Consider the following 18,535-nt stretch of genomic DNA (forward strand, 5'->3'; position numbering starts at 1 on the left):
TCATCGTTTGATGGCCTGATGGCCGATTGACGAGGACGAGCGAATGGCGATCAAGTCTTCTGGGGCGCAACGAAGCGCTCTGTATCTGAATATTTCATCCGGCAAGAAGAGGATCGGGTGATGGAGACGCGGCATGGGGAACGTCATCAACCTGAATCGTTTCAGGAAGCGCGTCGAGCGGGAAGCCTCGGCGAAGCAGGCGGACGCCAACCGGGCGAAATTCGGGCGCACGAAGGCGGACCGGTCGGCGGAGGAGAAGCGGGCGGACCAGGCCAAGGAGCATCTGGACCAGCACCGGATCGATCGCGAGGAGCAGCCATGAAGTCGCCGGTCGTGAAACGGTCGATCGTCGTCGCCGGCCACAAGACCAGCGTCAGCCTCGAAGAGGCGTTCTGGAACGGCATGAAAGAGATTTCCGGGCTGCGCAACATGACCCTGTCGGAGCTGGTCGGCGAGATCGACAACAACCGTCAGCAGGGCAATCTGTCGTCTGCAATCCGGCTCTTCGTCCTGGACTACTTCAAGAGCCGCGCCATGGCCGCCCAGCCGGACAAGGTCCCGGCCCAGTAGCCGACCGGAGGCGCCCTCGACGGCGTCTCTCCCCTGCACCTTATAATCGCTCTAAGGTGCGGCTTCGGCGCGCGCGTACGCTTGACCTCCATGCCCGGCGTTGAAAATACAGGGCATGACCGACACTACTGACACGCGTCCCCACATGCCGCTGGGTCTGGCCCAGCGCGGCTATACCGGCGTCATCCAGCGCCTCGCCGCCCAGCAAGCCGGCTCGTCGCTCTCGGACGTCGAGCTCGAGAGCCGTCTGATCGAACTCGGCTTCGTCGAGGGCGCCCGGGTCGAGATCCTGCATGAGGGCTTGGTCGGGCGCGACCCGATCGCCGTCCGGGTCGACAGCATCACCATCGCGGTCCGCCGTCGCGAAGCCATGGCCGTCATCGTCGCCTGACGAGCGACCGAAATCCCGCCCCCAGGCCATCGATCCATGGAAGCACCCCTGCTGCATCTCGCCCTGGTGGGCACGCCCAACAGCGGCAAGACATCGCTGTTCAACGCCCTGACCGGCAGCCGGCAGAAGGTGGCGAACTATCCCGGCGTCACCGTCGAGCGCAAGGAAGGCTTCTTCGTCACCCCCGGGGGACGCCAGGTCTCGGTCGTCGACCTTCCCGGTACCTATTCGCTGCGCGGCCGCAGCCCGGACGAGGAGATCACCCGCGACTTCGTGCTCGGCAAGGCCTCCGGCGAGACCGTGCCCGATCTCGTGCTGTGCGTCGCCGACAGCACCAATCTGCGCCTGACCATCCGCCTGCTGCTCGAGCTCAAGCGCACCGGACGGCCGATGATCCTCGTCCTCAACATGTTCGACATTGCGAGCCGCCGCGGCGTCACCGTGGACGTCGAGCGGCTCGCCAAGGAGCTCGACGTACCCGTGGTCACCTCGATCGCGGTGCGCAAGGGCGGCACCGCCGACCTGCTCAAGCTGACCGACGAGATCTCCGCAAAGCTCGCCGCCGAGCCGGCCGAAAACAGCTGGCGCGCGCTCAGCGTCGGCGAATTGCGCGCAACCCAGCGCGAGGCCGACCGCATCATCGCCGATTGCGTCAGCCTGCCTGCCAGGCCCGACACCTGGACCGCGCGGATTGACGCGGTGGTGCTGCATCCCGTCGGCGGCCTCATCGTGCTGGCGCTGATCCTTTTCGTGATGTTCCAGGCGGTGTTCGCCTGGGCGCAGCCGCTGATGGAGCTGCTCAACTCCGGCTTCGAGGCGCTGGGCGAACTGGTCCAGGCCACCCTGCCCGGCGGCCTGCTGCAGAGCTTCCTCCAGAACGGCGTGATCTCAGGCGTCGGCAGCGTGATCGTGTTCCTGCCGCAGATCATCATCATCTTCCTGTTCATCCTGCTGCTGGAAGATTTCGGCTACATGGCCCGCGCCGCGTTCCTGATGGACCGCATCATGGGCGGCGCCGGGCTGCACGGCCGCGCCTTCATTCCGCTGCTGTCGAGCTTTGCCTGCGCCATCCCCGGCATCATGGCGACCCGCGTCATCGACAACAAGCGCGACCGCCTCACCACGATCCTGATCGCGCCGCTGATGACCTGCTCGGCGCGCATCCCGGTCTACACGCTGATCATCTCCGCCTTCATTCCCGCCAAGGAGGTCTGGGGCTTCATCAACCTGCAAGGGCTCGTGATGTTCGGCCTCTATGCCACCGGCATCGTCAGCGCGCTTGCCGTCTCGTACGTGATCAAGTTCTTCATGATCCGCGACTATGCGCCGGCGCCGTTCATGCTGGAGCTGCCGGACTACAAGATGCCGCGGCTGAAATCGATCGCGATCGGCATCTACACCCGCGCCAAGATGTTCCTCGTGCGCGCCGGCACGACGATCTTCTCGATGATGGTGCTGATCTGGTTCCTGGCCTCGTTCCCGCAGCCGCCGGCAGGCGCCACCGAGCCCGCGATCGACTTCAGCCTGGCGGCGATGATCGGCAAGGCGCTGGAGCCGCTGCTCGCTCCGGTCGGCTTCAACTGGCAGATCGCGGTGGCGCTGATCCCGGGCATGGCGGCCCGCGAGGTCGCGGTCGCAGCCCTCGGCACGGTCTACGCCATCGAAGGCGGCAAGGAAGCGGCCGAGCAGATCGGCCAGGTGCTGGCCACCAAATGGTCGCTTGCGACCGCGCTGTCGATGCTGGCCTGGTACATCTTCGCCCCGCAATGCGCCTCCACGCTTGCCGTGATCCGGCGCGAGACCGGAAGCTGGGCCTGGATGGGCGCGACCTTCACCTACATGCTGGTGCTGGCCTATGCGGCGAGCTTCGTGACGTACAACATCGCGGTCGCGCTGGGCGCGGGATGATCCCCCAAAACAAAACTGCGAAAACAACCCCATGCACAGTAGACCGTGGGTCGTAAAATCAATAACTTACGGATTTTCCTAAGTCTGCTTGCTCCGCCGGGCAAAACAGTGGCATGATGGCAGCGTGGAAAGGATTCGGAGCGCTCCTGCCTTGGCCGACACGGCCCGCTTGCTCGCCAGTCACTATGTGACCGCAAGCGCTGCAGCGATCGGCTCATTGCCACCGACACGCCCGCGGCGCGATGCATCACTGGCAATGAACCATTTCAGCACCCACAGACTGACCGCCGAACGGCTTCGCGAGCACCACCTTGCCGACCTCGTTGCGTTGCATCGCGATGCCGAGGTCTCCCGCTATCTCGGCGGGGTGCGGACGCCCGAGGTCACGAAGGCCTATGTCGCGACCAACATCGACCATTGGAACCAGCACGGCTTCGGCCTCTGGACGCTGCGGACGAAAGACGGGTTCTTCGCGGGACGGGCGGGCCTCCGGCACATCCTGGTGGACGACGTCGACGAGATCGAGATCTTCTACGCGTTCAAGCTCGAATACTGGGGGCGGGGATTTGCCAGCGAGATTGCCACCGCATTGACGGACATCGGCCTGTCGCAGCTGATGCTGCCGTCTCTCATCGGCCTCGTCTATGTGGGGAACGGTGCGTCCCGGCGCGTGCTGGAGAAATCGAACTACCTCCTGGAGCGTAGCGCGAACCGCCACGGCGAGGACCTCGTGATCTACCGCATCCGACGGTGAATGCCACGCGAGGATGGCAACGGAGGTGGAGCTTGTGTTCATTTTTGGACGGAGGCCACCCAGGGATCATCCGCATTGTCTTTCATAGCGGAACCGCTGACCCGATGACGCGTCAGCTTCCCTGATCCGCCCATGCTCCGAAGACGGGAACTGGAGCGCGGCCCGGGAGTTCCCCAAACGGACTCATTTCAACCGATTCGGCTCCCGGCGGGAGCGCATCGAGAGCTTTCTGAACATACGCTTAAGGGGGGTTCATGACCGGTCAATCCGCGGCTGCTCCAGGTAGCGACCTCAAGGATTTGCCGAGAGTTTCGACCGGCAGCGAAGGGCTGGACGACATCCTGGGCGGCGGCTTGGATGCCAACCGGATGTATCTCTACGAAGGGCGGCCGGGCACGGGCAAAACCACGATTGCGCTCCAATTCCTTCTGCGTGGGGTGCGCGAGGGCGAACGCGTTCTCTACATCTCTCTCTCCGAGACCAAGCGCGAGCTTACCGTGGTGGCCCGGCGACACGGATGGTCACTGGACGGTGTCGACATCTTCGAGCTCGTTCCGCCGGAAACAACGCTTGATCCCGAGCGGGAGCTCACGGTTTTTCATCCCGCCGAAATGGAGCTGAGTGAAACCACCGGTTTGATCTTCAAGGAAGTCGAACGGATCAATCCCTCCCGCGTGGTGCTCGACAGCCTGTCCGAACTTCGCCTGCTGGCGCAGAACCCGCTGCGATACCGGCGCCAGGTGCTGGCGCTCAAGCACTTCTTCACCAATCGCAACTGTACCGTCGTGCTACTCGACGATCTCTCGTCGTCTCAGGACGACCTGCAGCTGCACTCTATCGCGCATGGCGTGGTGATGCTCGAACAGCTTGCCATCGACTACGGTTCCGAGCGGCGACGGCTTCGCGTGATCAAGATGCGCGGCATCCGATTTCGGGGCGGCTTCCACGACTTCAAGATCACGCAAGGTGGGGTGCGGATCTTCCCTCGGCTGGTGGCGGCCGAGCATCACAGATTGTTCGAAGGTGAAACGGTGTCCAGCGGCAGCGCCGCCCTCGACCAACTCCTGGGAGGCGGGCTCGAGCGCGGCACCAACGCGCTTCTCCTCGGCTCTGCTGGCGTCGGCAAATCGTCCGTTGCACTGACCTACGCCATCGCAGCAGCGGAACGTGGCGAGCACGCCGTATTCTTCGCCTTCGATGAAGGGCGCGGAACGGTCGAGGCACGTGCCCGGGCGCTTGGCTTGCCCCTGGACAAGCATCTCGCCTCCGGGAAGATCCGGTTTCAACAAATCGATCCCGCCGAATTGTCGCCCGGCGAGTTTGCGGCAAGTATTCGCCGGAGCGTCGAGGTCGACAACGCCCGCGTGATCATCATCGACAGCCTGACTGGCTATCTCAACGCGATGCCGGATGAACGCTTTCTCATTCTGCAGATGCACGAACTGCTCAGCTACCTGGCCCAGCAGGGCGTATTTACAATCCTCATTCTTGCTCAGCATGGGCTTGTTGGCCCCATGGATACGCCAGTCGATCTCAGCTATCTGAGCGATGCAGTCGTAATGCTGCGCTATTTCGAGTTCGCGGGAACGGTTCGGCGCGCCTTGTCGGTCGTCAAGAAGCGCAGCGGCAGCCACGAGCATGGCATCCGCGAATTCCGGCTCGGTAGCAGCGGGATCAAGCTTGGCCCGCCACTTCTCGAGTTCAGCGGCATCTTTTCCGGCAATCCGCGCTATACCGGCACGGTACTCCCGGAAGGGACCGGCGAATGACCGCCGATCGCGATCACCGCGTTCTCGTATTCGCCCCGATCGGCCGCGACGGACAGGCCTCGGCCGAGCTTCTGCGTAGCGCGAATCTCGAGGCGGTCAATTGCCGGGACTTGCCCGAGCTCGTCAGCGAAATGGCGGCAGGTGTCGGCACCGTGTTTCTGGCCGAGGAAGGACTATTCGGCAAAGACACGGCGCCGCTGGCACAATGGATAGCGAGCCAGCCGCCTTGGTCGGACCTGCCTTTCGTCGTCCTCACCAGCCATCGCGAGCAGCCTTCGGTCGTCGCCTGGCGGCGCAGCATCGTCGGGCTTCTTCGCAATGTTTCGTTGCTCGAACGGCCCGTCCAGCCGATCACGCTGACCAGCGCCATTCAATCGGCGATGCGGGCGCGCCGGCGCCAATATGAGATCCGGGCTCTGCTCGAGGCGCGCGAGCAGACCGCGCAGGAGCTCGAAAAGCTGGTGATCGAGCGGACCAAGGCGCTGGAGGAAGCCAACAAGCAGCTTCGCCTCGAAATGGAGGAACGTGCGCGGGTCGAGGAAACGCTTCGCCAGGCTCAGAAGATTGAAGCCATCGGCCAGCTCACCGGCGGCGTGGCCCACGACTTCAACAATCTGTTGATGGTGATTTCCGGCGGCCTCGACATGCTCGACCGCCAGGCCGATCCGAACCGGCGCCGCCGGCTGATGGACGGGATGATCCAGGCGGCGCAGCGCGGGGCCAGCCTGACCAGGCAGCTTCTGGCGTTCTCACGGCGGCAGAAGCTCCGGCCGGAGCCCGTCGACGTCGCTGCGCAGATCGGCGGCATGCGCGAACTGCTCGATCGCAGCCTGAGGGGCGACGTCCATGTCGAGTTCGACTTTCCTGAGCAGCTCTGGCCGGTGGAGGTCGATCCCGGAGAGCTCGAGCTCGTCATTCTCAACCTGGCCGTCAACGCCCGCGACGCCATGCCCAACGGCGGCACCATCGTCGTGCGCGGGGAAAATCTTCCCGACCTAAAGGAGGGGGAGATCGCCGGCGACTATGTCCGCCTGTCCGTCATCGACACCGGCGTCGGCATGCCCCCGGATATCCTGTCGCGCGTGTTCGAGCCGTTCTTCACGACCAAGGACGTCGGCAAGGGGTCGGGACTGGGGCTGGCGCAGGTCCATGGCTTTGCCACGCAATCGCGCGGCACGGTGCGAATCCAGTCGGAAGTCGGCCGGGGCACCAGCATGGAGCTGTACTTGCCGCGATCCTTCGACGTTCCCTCCGGCGAAAGACACCTCATCGACATCACCAGGGTGCGCCCGAAAAAGAGCAATCAGGGGCAGATCCTGCTGGTGGAGGACGATGACGAGGTTGCCGCACTCGTCAGCGAGATGCTCGGCCAACTCGGTTACGACGTCACGCGCGCCGCCAGCGCTGCCGCGGCGCTCGGCGCCCTCGCCGACGGCCGCTCGGTCGATGTCGTCTTCTCGGATATCATGATGCCGGGCGGCATGAATGGCGTCGAGCTTGCGCACGAGATCAAGAAGCGACGAAGCGACATACCGATATTGCTGACCAGCGGATACGCCGAAGCCTCGGTCCGTGAGGCGGAGAGCGCGGGTATCGAGATCTTGCCGAAACCCTATCACATCGACGATCTGGCTGCGGCCCTGTCCGCGGCAAAATCCAGTCTGCAGCGCGATGCGGCATCCCAGCGCTCGAATTCGCGTTGAGAGCAGCTCGGATTTGGCTGGCGCTGTATCTGTGGCCATCCTTCGAGACGCCCGCCATTGGCGTGCCCTCAGGATGAGAGGACCTGGCCTACCTGAAATATCCCAGCACGAGATCGACATCCGCGCTGCGGGCCACCGTGCCGTTCAGCTCGGCGTCGATGACGCGGCGACAGGCTTCGATCGCGGCGTGGTCGCCGAGATCGTTGGCAGCTTCGAGCGCGAGCCAGGCGGCATCCACGGAAGCCTTGTCCGGCGCTGCGCCGCCGAGATCGGCGGCAGCGGCATTGCCGAGATTCTTCTTGCGAACGGCGGTACCGAATTGAGGCAACATTGCAGATACTCCCCTGTCCTTGGTGTACCGGTCAGTGAACTTGGAGCTCGGGCTGACGGCCCGCCGCGTCGGCGCCCGTGCCGGTCTTGCGCGACTGGTAGAACTTCAAGATGCTGCGCGAGGTCTCGATCTTGAGCCGGCCGAATTCGCGCTCGTTGTCCTTGAGATCGCGCGCCGTGATCAGGTGATCCTTGGCGCCGAGGAACAGCAGCGACATCGTCGTGTCCCAGGAGAAGTCGAGCGCCTTGCACAGCACGAGGATCATCTCGCGGTTGCGGTCCATCAGCGCGCGCTCGATCACGTCGACCGGCAGCGACGACAGCAGCGACAGGCCGATCTGCACTTCGTCGAAGCGGTGCTGGCGCGCGTAGTTCGAGATGGAGTCCTGATTGAGGTTGCCCTGACGGTACTGCGTCGTCACCACGCGCTTGGCGACGAAATAACTGCGCGAGGACGGGCCGAACTTGGACTGGAGATCGCCGGTGACGTCGGTCACCGAGCTCTGGATCTGCGCCATCATCTCGGGCCGCTCGGTCTCGAGGCGGCGGCGGACGTCTTCCGAAGCCTTCGCGATCAGCTGCTGGAAGATGTGGCGCGGCACGTCCTTGCGCAGGCCGAGCTGCTCGGCAAGGATCGAATCGCCCTCGGCGCGGCGGACCATGTGCAACAGGCCAGATCCGGAGAAGCGGGCCCCTTCGTTCTTCGCAACCGAGGTCACGACCTCCTGGTTGCCGCGCTTGACCAGCACGTCGGTCACGGCTTCGCCGAGCGACTGGCGCTGGGAAATCGCGAGCAGATGCGCCTGGCCCTTGGTCATGGCGCTCTCGACCAGCATCTTCTCGTCGATACGGGTGGAGTCGCGCAGCACGGGACCGGCGACGTCGATCTCGTCGTCGAGGGCGAGCTTTGCGATGACGTTGAGCGGTGCGTGATCGCAGCCCGACATCATCTCGGATAGCTGCGCGCGTGCGGCAACCTCGATCTCGTCGGCGAGCCGCCCGATGACCTCGCCGAACGTGGAGATCTCGTCGTCGCTGTAGCGGCCGGTGATCAGGATGTCGGTCGCATGCCACAACGCCTTCGCCCGGCTTTCTTCGCTGCCGCGCGCGATCGCGTCGTCCAGATCCTGAAGAAGCGATTTCGCCCCGTTCATCTCGATCACCCCAGTTCTTGGCCGTTGTTCGGTCCGCCGCGGGTGGCGGGACACCGAGTCCTCTGGGAACCAAATCTAGAGGCGAAACGCGAGAATCCAGTAAAATCGACAAATCAGTTTTGCCGGGCAAAATTCATTCAAATGAGAGGGATTGCGTTAGCGGGTGAGCAGTGGTGCCCACCTCTCCCGCAGGGAGAGGTGAACCAAGCCCAGCCGCGAGCGTCGTCCCTCACGGATTCTGCGGCGTCAGCACCAGCGGCGGCTTCGGCCTGGGCTTGGCGGGCGGCGGGCCCGGGGCCGGCTTCACGTCGATCGGCGGCGGGAGCGGTGCGAGTTGCTGACTCGCAAGCGGCGCGCTTGGGAGTTGCGAGCTTGGAAGTTGCGGGCTCGGCGCGGCCGGAGCAGCCTGCGGAGCTTTCGGGGTCGGCGCCGGCCTCGTTTCCACCTTGGGCTTTGCCGGCGCGCGGCGCGGGTCCTGGCCCGGCAGCGGCACGCTGGCGGGCGCAGGCTCGGGCGCAATTTCCGGAGACACCAGCGTCGGCAGCGCGGCGGTGGCCGGCGGAGGCTCGCCGCGCTCGATGGCGTCGAGACGGCGCGTCTCGCGGTCGATGGTCCGCACCGCAAGCCATGACGACAGCGGCGTGAGGTCGATGGTGCGGCTCAGCCTGTCCGGAGGCCCGGCCGCGAACAGCTGGATCTCGGGCGGCGCGCCGGAGAGCCCGGTCATGATCGGCGTCAGGCTGGCGCGGATGTCGGCCTGGTCGGCGGGAATGTCGTAGCCGCCCGAGACGATGGCGCGCGCGTTCTTCGCTTCCAGCGGCGTTGCCCCGACGCGCAGGCGGCCGTCGCGGATCGTGAACGGAATCTGTGCCGAAGGCACGGCGATGCGTCCCGCCGATAGCGCCGGCTCGACGAGTTGCCGCAACCGGTTGTCGTCGCTGACCTGGCCGCCGTCGCTGGCGCGGATGGCGATCTCGAAGGCACGCGGATTGAGGCCGCCGATCTCGGCGGATTCCAGCGTCACCGTGCCGTTGCCGGCGAGCGCACCGGTGAGCGCCGCGACGCTGCGGCCCTGGCTGGTCAGCGCCATCTGCACCGAGGCGCGCCCCTTGGGCAGCGCGAGGTCGCGATAGCGCAGCGCCGCCGCATCGGCATTGCCGAGATCGATGCGAGCGTTCAGCGCAAGGCCAGCCGGGCCATTGCGCGCGTCGAGGCTTGCGGACAATTCGCCGCCGCCGAGGCCGCCCTTGAGCGCATCCAGCGCGAGCGACTGGCCGTCGCTGCGAACCGTGCCGCCGAAGGGACGCAGCTCGATACCGCCGGGCAACGTTGCCCGCAACGCCTGGAACGCGATGCGGCCGCGCCAGCCGCTGACGAGTCCTGGCGTCAGCGGCTCCCCGGACTCCTGCCCGGTCGCGCCGATGGCGATTGCGAGCGCCGGCGCAAGATCGAGCGTATCGAGACCGACCTCGCCGTCGACGGTCCTGTCCTGATCGAGCGTAACCGAAACATGCCCGCGCAGATGCGAGCCGGCTGCATTGCCGTCGAGATCGTCGAAGGTCAGGCGATTGCCCGACAGCGTGAGGCGGGAGGACAGGCTGACATTCCGCGCCGATGTGCCGGCAGGGTTGATGCCGAGCAGCGGCGCCAGATTGGCGTTGCGCACGCGCAGGTTCACGCTGCCCTTCGGCTCCGACAGATCGACGCTGCCTTGCGCGTCCGCATCGAGCCCGCCGCCGCTGAGTCTCGCATTCAACTGCATCGGACGGCGCCAGACGCCGGTGAGCTTGCCCTCGAACTGCGAGGCGCCCTCGCCTGCGGCCACGAGGCGATCGAGCCCGAGCAGCGCCAGCAGCGCGCCGGCCTGCGGCGTCGAGACTTTCGACTCCAAAGTAAAGTCGCTGCTGCGGAGGCGATCGAGGTCGATGCCGCCGATCGCGGCCGCCGGCGTCTGCGCGGCCAGCGTCGCGGTCGCCTTGAGCTGCGGCGCGTCGAGTTCGAGCACGGCGCGGGCGCTGCTGCGATCGGCATGTTCGGCATTCTTGTCCAGGCTGAGGTCGAGCTTGAAGCGCGTGGCGCCGGGCTGTGACGGCATCGCCTCGAAGCGCGTGCGCACAGCGGGCGCAAACGGCTCGATCAACGCGGTGAGCTCGCGCAGCGAATTGGCGGAGGATTTCAGCGTGAGCTTGCCGGTCACCCTGGCGCGGTCGAAGCTGCCGCTCGCCTCGGTGGTGATGCCGCCGGCCTGGCCGAAGCGCAGTTGCTCCAGCGACAGCGATGCCGGGCTGTAGGCTAGCCTGGCGGCGAACGACCGCAGCTCCTGGCCGGCGGAGATCGCCCGGCCGATATCGAGCGAGAGTTTCGCCTCTACCGGCCACTCGCCTTGCGGCCCTGCCATAGCGCGCACGAAGCTTGCCGCGGCGTCGAGGTCGAGACGGTCGGCCTTGAGGTCGGCGTCGATCCGCGAGCCTTTGCTCGCGCCTGTCTGCACGAAGGCGATGCGGCCTTCGACGGCGCCGCCGTCGATGTCGGCCTTCAGCCTGTCGATGGCGAGATGATTGGCGGCGATGGTCACCTCGCCGGCGAGGCGCAGCGGCCGCGTGCTGCGGCGATTGACCTCGCTGCGGCCCTGGAGCCAGGCCACCAGCGTGTCGGGGTCCGAGGACTCGATGCTGAGCCGGCCGCTGAAACTGTCGGCGCCGGGAGCCGCGCCACTGAGCGAGAGCTGAGTCATGCCGGGCGCACGCAGCTCGAGCCGCCGGAAGGTCCAGGACCGGCCGTCGGTCGCGAGCTCGGTCGCGATGTTCTGGAGCGGACGGCCGCCGAGCATGATCTGGTCGGCGTTGAACTCGATCTGCGCCGGGATGGGCGCCTGCGGGATCGCCGCCAGCCCTGCGCGCAGTGCCGGCAGCACGCGCTGCGGATCGGCATCGTCCCTGGCTGCCAGCCTGTCGGCGTCGACCTGCCGCGCCGACAGCACCGCGCGCAGCAGCGGGGAGGCGCCGAACCTGAGATCACCGACGCCGCCGAGCTTCAGTGCGCCGTCCTCGGGGCCGAAGCTCGCGTCGATCTGCTCGAACTTGGCGCCGGCCGGATCGGCCTTGAGCCTGGTCGCGAGCTTCCATGGCATCGGCCCCGCCTCGCCGGTCTTCTTGGCAGCCGGGACAGCAAGCGTCAGCGCGCCGTCGAATTTGGGCTGGCGGTTGTCGAAGGCGAGCACGCCTTCGAGGTCGGCGAGAATGGCCCGCTCGCCGGGATCGATGTTGAGGTGCAGACGCGTGGCCTTGCCGTCGGCACTTGGACCGGAGGATATGCGGAACGGGTAGCGCACCCCATTGGCGCGGAAGCTGCCGTCGCCCCGTACCGAGCCCGCGAGCGAGCGCACGTCGCCGGAGAAGGCGATGTCGTTCAATTCCAGCGTCGAGCGGCTGGCGGCATCGTGCAAGGCGATGCGGCCGGTGAGGTTCAGCCGTTCGATGGCGAGGGACGCCAGATCGAAGGCCCCGCTCGCGATCGACGGCAAATCGACCCGCCCGCGCGAGTCCAGACCGAGATCCAGCGCCATGCCGCCAACCGAAAGCTCGGTGGCGCGCCATTCGCCGCGCATCAGGGAGCCGAGGCTGAACTCGACGTCCAGCTTGTCGGCGCGCAGGCGGCCGAGGTCGTTGTTGCCGCCGAAGGTGACGCCGCGCAGCCGCAGCGTCGGCGCCGGCAACAGCCGTGCATCGAGCTCGCCCGCGACCCGCACCGGCACGCCGATGATCTTGCCAGCCTCCGCCTCGAACTGGGGCCTGAACTGGTTCCAGTCGATGTAGTAAGGCCCGATCAGCGCGGCCAGCAGCGCAATGATGAAGGCAATCGCCAATCCGAGCAGCGTCGTCTGCACGGGTCTCCCCTCGGCCAAACCGGCCCGGGCCGAACCTGAGGGCCTCAGGCGCGCCGGAACAGCTCCCTATATAAAGGGAAGTGTGGCGAAGTCACAGCGACTGTTGCGCGCGGCGGTTAACGCGGAAGACCCTCACCAGCTCGCCGGCAGCCGCTTCAGCCCGCGCAGCACGAAGGTCGGCCGCCATTCCGGGTTTTCGACGTCGTCGATGCGCAGGTCCGGCAGCCGCCGGAGCAGCGTGGCGATGGCGATCTCGGCCTCGATTCGCGCCAATTGGGCGCCCAGACAGAAATGGATGCCGCCGCCGAACGACACCGGCTTGACGTTCGCCCGAGTGACGTCCAGCCGGTCAGGCCGGTCAGGATAGACCGCGGGATCGCGATTGGCCGAGCCGAGCAGGCACAACACGCTCTCACCCTTGGGAATCCTCGCGCCGCCGAGGTCGACATCCTCCAGCGCGACGCGCCCGGTCATCTGCACGGAGGAATCGTAGCGCAGGAATTCCTCGATAGCGCCCTCCATCAGTTCCGGCCGCGCCTTGAGCAGCGCCAGCTGGTCCGGATTGCGATGCAGCGCGAGCAGGCCGTTGCCGATCAGGTTGACCGTGGTCTCGTGGCCTGCGCCGAACAGGAGGATGATGTTGGCGGTCAGTTCCTCGTTGGTGAGCTTGTTGCCGTCCTCCTCGGCCTGCACCAGCTGGGTGATGAGGTCGTCGCCGGGATTCTTGCGGCGCAGCTCGAACAGCTGCTGGAAATACATCTGCGCCATCAGGTTGGCGGCGTTGCCCTGTTTGATCTCTTCCGGCGAAAGCGGCACGGGATCGAGCAGCCGCCCGCCGTCGCGCGAGCTCTTGTAGAACACCTCCCGGTGCTCCTCGGGGATGCCGAGCATGTCGCAGATGATGGTGACGGGCAGACGGAACGCGAAGTCCTCGATCAGATCCATGCGGCCGCGCTCGATCACGGCATCGATGGTCTGGTCGACGATCTCCTGGATCCGCGGCCGCATGTCCTCGACGCGGCGGGCGGTGAAGGCCTTCACCACGAGACCGCGCAGGCGGGTGTGGTCCGGTGGATCGGCCTGCAGCATCCAGTAGCTCATGCTGCGAAACACCGGCTCCTTCATGATCTCGGGGCCGTAGCGGCGCGTGGTGCGCTCGACGAAATCCTTGCCGAAGCGCCTGTCGCGCATCACGAGGCTCACCTCGGCGTGACGGCTGGTGACGAACTGGCCGAACGACGTCACATGGACGGGATCGATCGTGCGCAGCCGTTCATAATGCGGATAGGGATCGCGGATGAAATCGGGCGAGAGCGGGTTGAACAGCGGTCCGCCGGCGCCTTGCACTTGCTCGTTCATGGTGACCTCGGACCGGTTGCCGCATGACACGAATACGCAAGGCTGGCTCCATCGCCCGGCGTAACCATCCCTGAAATCATCAACTCGATACATTGTTGTATCGAGTTGCATTCTGCCCTAACCTGGTCCGATGTCAAGGGTGAGAACCAGGCCGACCAGGGACGACACGCGCGACAAATTGTTCGAGGCGGCCGCGCGCGTGTTCGAGCAGGACGGCATCGGCGGCGCCAGCATCGAGGCGATCGCGGCCGCGGCCGGCTTCACCCGCGGCGCGTTCTATTCCAACTTCAAGAGCAAGGACGAGCTGATCATCGCCATGCTCGAGGATCATGTCGCGCAGTCGATCCGGCGCAACATGGACATCCTGGCCCAGCACGACAATCTCGACGATTTCATCGCGGCGCTGAAGACGATGGACCGCAGCCGGCAGGATCCGCTCGGCCGCTCGCCGCTGCTGCACATGGAGATGATTCTGTTCGTCGCGCGCGCCGAGAAACGCCGGCCCGAACTCGCCAAACGCCTGCGCGCGCGGCGCAAGCTGGTCGCCGACATCGTCGAGGCGACGCTGAAGAATAGCGGCAGGAACAATTCGCTGAACCCGCCCTGGACGGCGTCGATCGTGCTCGCGCTGGAAGACGGCTTTCGCCTGCACCGGTTGATCGATCCGGAGACGACGCCGGCCGACAGCTTCCTGCGCGCGATCACCGAGCTCAGGCGCAGGACCGGGTTGGCGTCGGGCTAGCAAGCGTTTCGGAGGGCGGCGCCACCCGAGGCGGCTTGAGCGCGCGAGCGTTGCCATCTCGGATGCCGCTGGTGGCTGCAGCTCTCGCTACTTCTTCTTCGCGGGTCCGAAATCCGGTTGCCAGGCGGCGTCCTTGCGGGACGGCGCCGCGGCGATCACCTTGGTCTTCTCCTTCTTCGGCTTCTTGGTCTCGCGGTTGCCGCGTTGCTGGCCCTTTGCCATGTCGCTCTCCCTTGCTGGTTTGAGTTCGTCGAATTCATCGGGCTGCAAAACACGGCCACGCGGGGTGCAGACCCTGACGTCCATGTAGCCCTCGCGCAGCAGCTTTTTCGCGAGACGTAGCGCCACCGTCGCAGTTCCACGGCCGAGATTTGAGCTGCCGTATTCGTTGGTGCCGCTGACCAGATACGGCACGCGTATCGTCCTAGCCATTGAGGACCGCAGCGGCGCAGACGAGCAGAAGAAGAAACAACGGAACCATCACCGGCGGCACGATCCATTCCGAGATGCGAACACGCGACATCGAACGCTCCTGAAGCCTTCGGCGGGAGCACACGTGACCCTCAGTCACCGGTCGATACCGTTGAGACGTGCGGTGATGCGAATGACCCTACGCCCGCGCCGGGCCAATGGCGAGCGCCAAATGCCGTGCAGAAGGCCGCCGCCGCGGTATTATCGTTTCCGGCATCAGACGATATCGCTGGCTATTGCGCTGCCAAAGGCGCATGCTCGCGGCAGTCGGCACCGGTTGGGGCTTCACTTGCGAAAGGCACGCGTGCATGACCACCCGATCGCGGCGAGAGACCGTCGTCTTCAGGCATCCGTTCCGTATCCGCGGCATCGAGCGCATCTTGCCGGCGGGCGCCTATGAGGTGGTCACGGACGAGGAATCTATCGACGGCTTGACCTTCGCCGCCTATCGCCGGATTGCCACGATGATCACGGTGCCCGCCGAGAATGCGCGCGGCACCATGGAGAGACTGTCGATCGGCTCTGTCGATCTTGCGAATGCGCAAGCTGCGGACGCGAGTATCGCCAATGACTGACCATCCGGTCGATCTCGACAAGCGCCGTGGCATGGCCGCGCAGAAGGCCACCGACCTGCGCCGAGCGCTGGCCGAGGTCGAGGCCCATGTCCGGGAGCTGCGCGAGCGCGAGGCCGATCTCGAACACCGCATGATGACGGTGCCTGCGGCTTCCTGGCCGGAGGCTGCCGTGAAGGCACGGCATCTTCTCAACCTCTATGCTGCGAGCCTGCCCGCGGAGGACACGCGCCACCGCGCGCTCGTGTCGGCGCTGTTCGACGATTTCGCCCGGCTGGCTGGAGAGGGCTGAGGCGACCGGCACCCGCTGGATGCTCGATTACGCATGCTGGGCGCCAGCCGGAACAGGCGAGGTCCGGGTCAACGATTGCACGGCGAGCTTCGCCGAGCTGCAAACATGAAACGGAGTGTGCCATGACACTGACGAGCGGCCGCTTTATCGATCACGAATACGACCGGATGATCGTCCGGTTCTCGATGCATGACGGTGCAAGGGAGATTCCTTGCGCGATATCGACCTCCGCGATGGACGATCTCGAGCGAGGCCCCCAGGTGAAGCCCGAGCAGCGGGAAGCCCAATTCACTCGTCTCCGCGATCGCATCGAAGCATGCGCCGCGAACAAGTATCGCGCCACGGAGTTCGAAGGCACGCCGCCAGGCATCGTGCTCAGAGGAATCGATTTCAGGCCATAAGCAACGAAGATGGTCGCTACTCCGGCCTCGCCTTGATTTCCGGCAGCGGCGCCTTGCGCTCGAACGGCTTCTTCTTCGGCGGCGCGGGCAGCAGTCCCTCCCTGATCGCCTGCTTTCGGGCCAGCTTGCGGGCGCGGCGAATGGCCTCGGATTTCTCGCGGGTCTTCCGCTCGGACGGCTTCTCGTAAGACCGGCGCTGCTTCATTTCACGGAAGACGCCCTCGCGCTGCATCTTCTTCTTGAGAACACGGAGTGCCTGCTCAACATTGTTGTCTCTGACGAGTACGTGCAAATGATCCTCCTAGCTGAGGCTGCGCATGCGACACGTCCTGCAGGGCAGCCAATTGCGCAGGAGCTTTCATTGCGATTGTTGAGGATCATGGCGGCGACATTCGTCGCGGCCTCCGACGAGCCGATCTGCCTGTCACGGCGAGCAGCTTGGTGACCTTGACGTGACCACCGTCGCGCCGCGCTGTCAATCGATAACGACCGGCTTGCATGTCGAGGGACACACGCAAGGCGGCGCGATCGGGAACGGCAGATCGCTACGTCAAAACAAACCGGCTTCACTTCTTGCAAAACCGTGAAAGTCGTGTATATTGAAGCTGTTCGATTAGCCGCTGTGCCTTGTTGAATGCGCCCGCGGGCTCCTTTTCCAAAGACATCGACGAAGTTGAAGGTAACCGCGCGAGCGTCGCGCGGGATGCGCTTGCGCGCTTTGGAGAAGAAAAATGACGACAGGTACCGTTAAGTGGTTCAATGGTCAAAAGGGCTTCGGCTTCATTCAGCCGTCCGACGGCGGCAACGATGTGTTCGTTCACATCAGCGCCGTTGAAAGAGCCGGTCTTGCCGGTCTCGGCGAGGGCCAAAAGGTCAGCTTCGAGATCAAGACGGACAAGATGCGAGGCAAAGTCAGCGCCGAGAACCTCGCGCTGGCTTGATATTATGGCGCCGTTTCACGGATGTACTGAAACGGTCATTCTGCCCGCTCAATCCTTGGATTGAGCGGGTGTAGTCGTTTGCGGAGCCGGTGAGCGATGAGCACCAAGCGATCGGCTGAGCCGTCACCCGAGAGTATCGCGCGTTCCGATCGCAGGCGTCTGGCCGCCGAAGAAGGCGCAAGGGCCCTAGCAGACGTCGAAAAGCAGGGCATCGAGGTTCGCAAGAACATGGCGCGGCTCCGGGAGGCGCGCGAGGCGAAGGAAGCGGCCGATGAAGCTCTTCGGTTGACCTTGCCTGCGCCGACACTCAAGAAACGTTCAAGGAAGCCGCCGCGATAGTCGCCTTCGACGCAGTCGGCGAGGCTCTGACGTTCCGATCACATGCCGGAGAGTGCCGATCGTGCCGCGAATCAAGCCAGACCACGGAACCATCACTTTCTTTCTCGCGTCCGGCGCAAATCGGCAGTTGTGCCGGCTTGCCACGGAATTCGACACACAGAAGCAGGCCTTCAGCTATCTGCGGAAGCATCGGACCGAGTTCGAGCGCATAGCGCGGGCACGCATGGCCTCGGGAGAGTTCGAGGACGGCATCGTCGTGCTTTCGATGCTCTAGTCTGAACATGCGAGCATTATGGCTCTAACGCGTCCTTTCGGACTGGCCTTGTTGTTCCGCCTCTCTCGCCAGCCGTTCAGCCTTCAGCCGCTCCCGATTTGCCTGGAAAGCCTGGTCCGCCTTCTCATAATCAGTCGCGGGCTTGGTTGGGCTCTGTTTGAAGAAGCTGTTCGCCTCGGTCTCTGCACGCGATTGAGACTGCCGTTTCATTGCTGGTACTCCATATCTCCGGTACTTTCAGGCCCGGCGGTGTCGGCGCGTTGGTGCTCGACCTATTCTGTGATTGGCTTGTTGCGCTTCGACCGATCAAATCGTACCTCGTCGAACTCCTTGGGTCCATCGAGCAATTCCCGCTTGCGGGTTGCCCTGCCCTGCGCCGTGGCTGCCGCGTCCTCCATGTCATCGATCGCATCGGCGGCCATTTTGCGAGCGCGCCTTTTCTGACGATCCGGATCGGCGTGCAACGAAAGCCCCAGTTCCACCAATCGGCCTATCGCCTCGGACAGGCTGGGCTCGTCGCTTTGACGAGCGATCCATACCGTGATCGCCTTGAGCTGCTGTTGCGAAGGTCGAAAGCCTGCCGCTCGGGCGGTTGCTGTGCTTTCCGGTTTTTTCATCAGGCCAATGCAGTTTGAAAGCGCGGCATGACGCAATACCCGTCCAGCGGCGGTCAAAGACC

General features: G+C 65.0%; 21 protein-coding genes. 14 read left to right on the top strand and 7 right to left on the bottom strand.

Annotation, left to right across the window (positions count from 1 at the left end; translation table 11 throughout):
- Positions 1-133 precede the first annotated feature (133 nt).
- From AC3WLX_RS14290 to AC3WLX_RS14320, 7 genes are all read left to right on the top strand, one after another.
- On the top strand, positions 134-322 hold the full coding sequence (locus AC3WLX_RS14290) for a DUF4169 family protein (RefSeq protein WP_291629555.1): 189 nt from the start codon (positions 134-136) through the stop codon (positions 320-322).
- Positions 319-570, top strand: a complete 252-nt coding sequence (locus tag AC3WLX_RS14295; protein ID WP_025038043.1) for a ribbon-helix-helix domain-containing protein — start codon at positions 319-321, stop codon at positions 568-570. The genes AC3WLX_RS14290 and AC3WLX_RS14295 overlap by 4 nt, the downstream gene beginning before the upstream one ends.
- Positions 571-685: 115 nt before the next feature.
- On the top strand, positions 686-961 hold the full coding sequence (locus AC3WLX_RS14300; protein WP_492336422.1) for a FeoA family protein: 276 nt from the start codon (positions 686-688) through the stop codon (positions 959-961).
- A 36-nt stretch (positions 962-997) separates the two neighbouring features.
- Positions 998-2,869 (top strand): ferrous iron transporter B, encoded by a 1,872-nt coding sequence (gene feoB / locus AC3WLX_RS14305; RefSeq protein ID WP_492336423.1) that lies wholly within the window; start codon positions 998-1,000, stop codon positions 2,867-2,869.
- Positions 2,870-3,125: 256 nt separating this feature from the next.
- Positions 3,126-3,623 (top strand): GNAT family N-acetyltransferase, encoded by a 498-nt coding sequence (locus AC3WLX_RS14310; protein ID WP_492336424.1) that lies wholly within the window; start codon positions 3,126-3,128, stop codon positions 3,621-3,623.
- A 254-nt stretch (positions 3,624-3,877) separates the two neighbouring features.
- Positions 3,878-5,392 carry an ATPase domain-containing protein gene (locus AC3WLX_RS14315; protein ID WP_291626763.1) on the top strand — a complete coding sequence of 505 codons (1,515 nt, stop codon included), beginning with the start codon at positions 3,878-3,880 and terminating at the stop codon, positions 5,390-5,392.
- Complete coding sequence (locus tag AC3WLX_RS14320) at positions 5,389-7,095, top strand: ATP-binding protein (protein ID WP_291626761.1); 1,707 nt, start codon at positions 5,389-5,391, stop codon at positions 7,093-7,095. The genes AC3WLX_RS14315 and AC3WLX_RS14320 overlap by 4 nt, the downstream gene beginning before the upstream one ends.
- A gap of 88 nt (positions 7,096-7,183) precedes the next feature.
- Here AC3WLX_RS14320 and AC3WLX_RS14325 read toward each other — a convergent pair whose 3' ends face one another.
- The 4 genes from AC3WLX_RS14325 to AC3WLX_RS14340 form a co-directional block, all read right to left on the bottom strand.
- Positions 7,184-7,426, bottom strand: a complete 243-nt coding sequence (locus AC3WLX_RS14325) for a hypothetical protein (protein ID WP_291626759.1) — start codon at positions 7,424-7,426, stop codon at positions 7,184-7,186.
- A gap of 31 nt (positions 7,427-7,457) precedes the next feature.
- Positions 7,458-8,579: a DUF2336 domain-containing protein gene (locus AC3WLX_RS14330; protein WP_492336425.1), complete on the bottom strand. Its 1,122-nt coding sequence runs from the start codon at positions 8,577-8,579 to the stop codon at positions 7,458-7,460.
- 229 nt (positions 8,580-8,808) lie between these two features.
- A complete protein-coding gene (locus AC3WLX_RS14335; protein WP_492336426.1) occupies positions 8,809-12,465 on the bottom strand; it encodes an AsmA family protein in 3,657 nt (1,218 codons plus the stop codon).
- Between the two features lie 132 nt (positions 12,466-12,597).
- On the bottom strand, positions 12,598-13,824 hold the full coding sequence (locus AC3WLX_RS14340; RefSeq protein ID WP_492336427.1) for a cytochrome P450: 1,227 nt from the start codon (positions 13,822-13,824) through the stop codon (positions 12,598-12,600).
- 130 nt (positions 13,825-13,954) lie between these two features.
- On the opposite strand from AC3WLX_RS14340, the gene AC3WLX_RS14345 reads away from it, so the two are divergent.
- Positions 13,955-14,566, top strand: coding sequence for a TetR/AcrR family transcriptional regulator (locus tag AC3WLX_RS14345; RefSeq protein WP_492336428.1), 612 nt, complete (start codon positions 13,955-13,957; stop codon positions 14,564-14,566).
- Positions 14,567-14,653: 87 nt separating this feature from the next.
- Here the strand turns inward: AC3WLX_RS14345 and AC3WLX_RS14350 are convergent, their stop codons facing one another.
- Entirely contained in the window at positions 14,654-14,980 is a 327-nt protein-coding gene (locus AC3WLX_RS14350) for a hypothetical protein (protein WP_291626584.1), read from the bottom strand.
- 365 nt (positions 14,981-15,345) lie between these two features.
- Here AC3WLX_RS14350 and AC3WLX_RS14355 point away from each other — a divergent pair, with 365 nt between their 5' ends.
- The 3 genes from AC3WLX_RS14355 (at position 15,346) to AC3WLX_RS14365 (ending at position 16,302) form a co-directional block, all read left to right on the top strand.
- The gene (locus AC3WLX_RS14355; protein ID WP_291626586.1) at positions 15,346-15,612 is read left to right on the top strand and encodes a hypothetical protein; all 267 of its coding nucleotides are present in this window, start codon (positions 15,346-15,348) and stop codon (positions 15,610-15,612) included.
- Positions 15,605-15,901, top strand: coding sequence for a hypothetical protein (locus AC3WLX_RS14360; RefSeq protein ID WP_291626588.1), 297 nt, complete (start codon positions 15,605-15,607; stop codon positions 15,899-15,901). The genes AC3WLX_RS14355 and AC3WLX_RS14360 overlap by 8 nt, the downstream gene beginning before the upstream one ends.
- Positions 15,902-16,023: 122 nt before the next feature.
- Positions 16,024-16,302: a DUF1488 family protein gene (locus AC3WLX_RS14365; protein WP_291626590.1), complete on the top strand. Its 279-nt coding sequence runs from the start codon at positions 16,024-16,026 to the stop codon at positions 16,300-16,302.
- A 16-nt stretch (positions 16,303-16,318) separates the two neighbouring features.
- Here AC3WLX_RS14365 and rpsU read toward each other — a convergent pair whose 3' ends face one another.
- Positions 16,319-16,594: a 30S ribosomal protein S21 gene (rpsU, locus tag AC3WLX_RS14370; RefSeq protein WP_028181639.1), complete on the bottom strand. Its 276-nt coding sequence runs from the start codon at positions 16,592-16,594 to the stop codon at positions 16,319-16,321.
- Between the two features lie 439 nt (positions 16,595-17,033).
- Here rpsU and AC3WLX_RS14375 point away from each other — a divergent pair, with 439 nt between their 5' ends.
- The 3 genes from AC3WLX_RS14375 to AC3WLX_RS14385 all read left to right on the top strand — a co-directional run bounded on the left by AC3WLX_RS14375 (position 17,034) and on the right by AC3WLX_RS14385 (position 17,856).
- The gene (locus AC3WLX_RS14375) at positions 17,034-17,243 is read left to right on the top strand and encodes a cold-shock protein (protein ID WP_492336429.1); all 210 of its coding nucleotides are present in this window, start codon (positions 17,034-17,036) and stop codon (positions 17,241-17,243) included.
- A gap of 96 nt (positions 17,244-17,339) precedes the next feature.
- Positions 17,340-17,582 (top strand): transcriptional regulator, encoded by a 243-nt coding sequence (locus AC3WLX_RS14380; protein WP_492336430.1) that lies wholly within the window; start codon positions 17,340-17,342, stop codon positions 17,580-17,582.
- A gap of 52 nt (positions 17,583-17,634) precedes the next feature.
- The gene (locus AC3WLX_RS14385; protein ID WP_291626597.1) at positions 17,635-17,856 is read left to right on the top strand and encodes a hypothetical protein; all 222 of its coding nucleotides are present in this window, start codon (positions 17,635-17,637) and stop codon (positions 17,854-17,856) included.
- Between the two features lie 272 nt (positions 17,857-18,128).
- Here the strand turns inward: AC3WLX_RS14385 and AC3WLX_RS14390 are convergent, their stop codons facing one another.
- Positions 18,129-18,530 carry a hypothetical protein gene (locus tag AC3WLX_RS14390; RefSeq protein ID WP_492336431.1) on the bottom strand — a complete coding sequence of 134 codons (402 nt, stop codon included), beginning with the start codon at positions 18,528-18,530 and terminating at the stop codon, positions 18,129-18,131.
- Positions 18,531-18,535: the final 5 nt, after the last annotated feature.

Source organism: Bradyrhizobium sp. FW305-F6 (genome assembly GCF_058782905.1).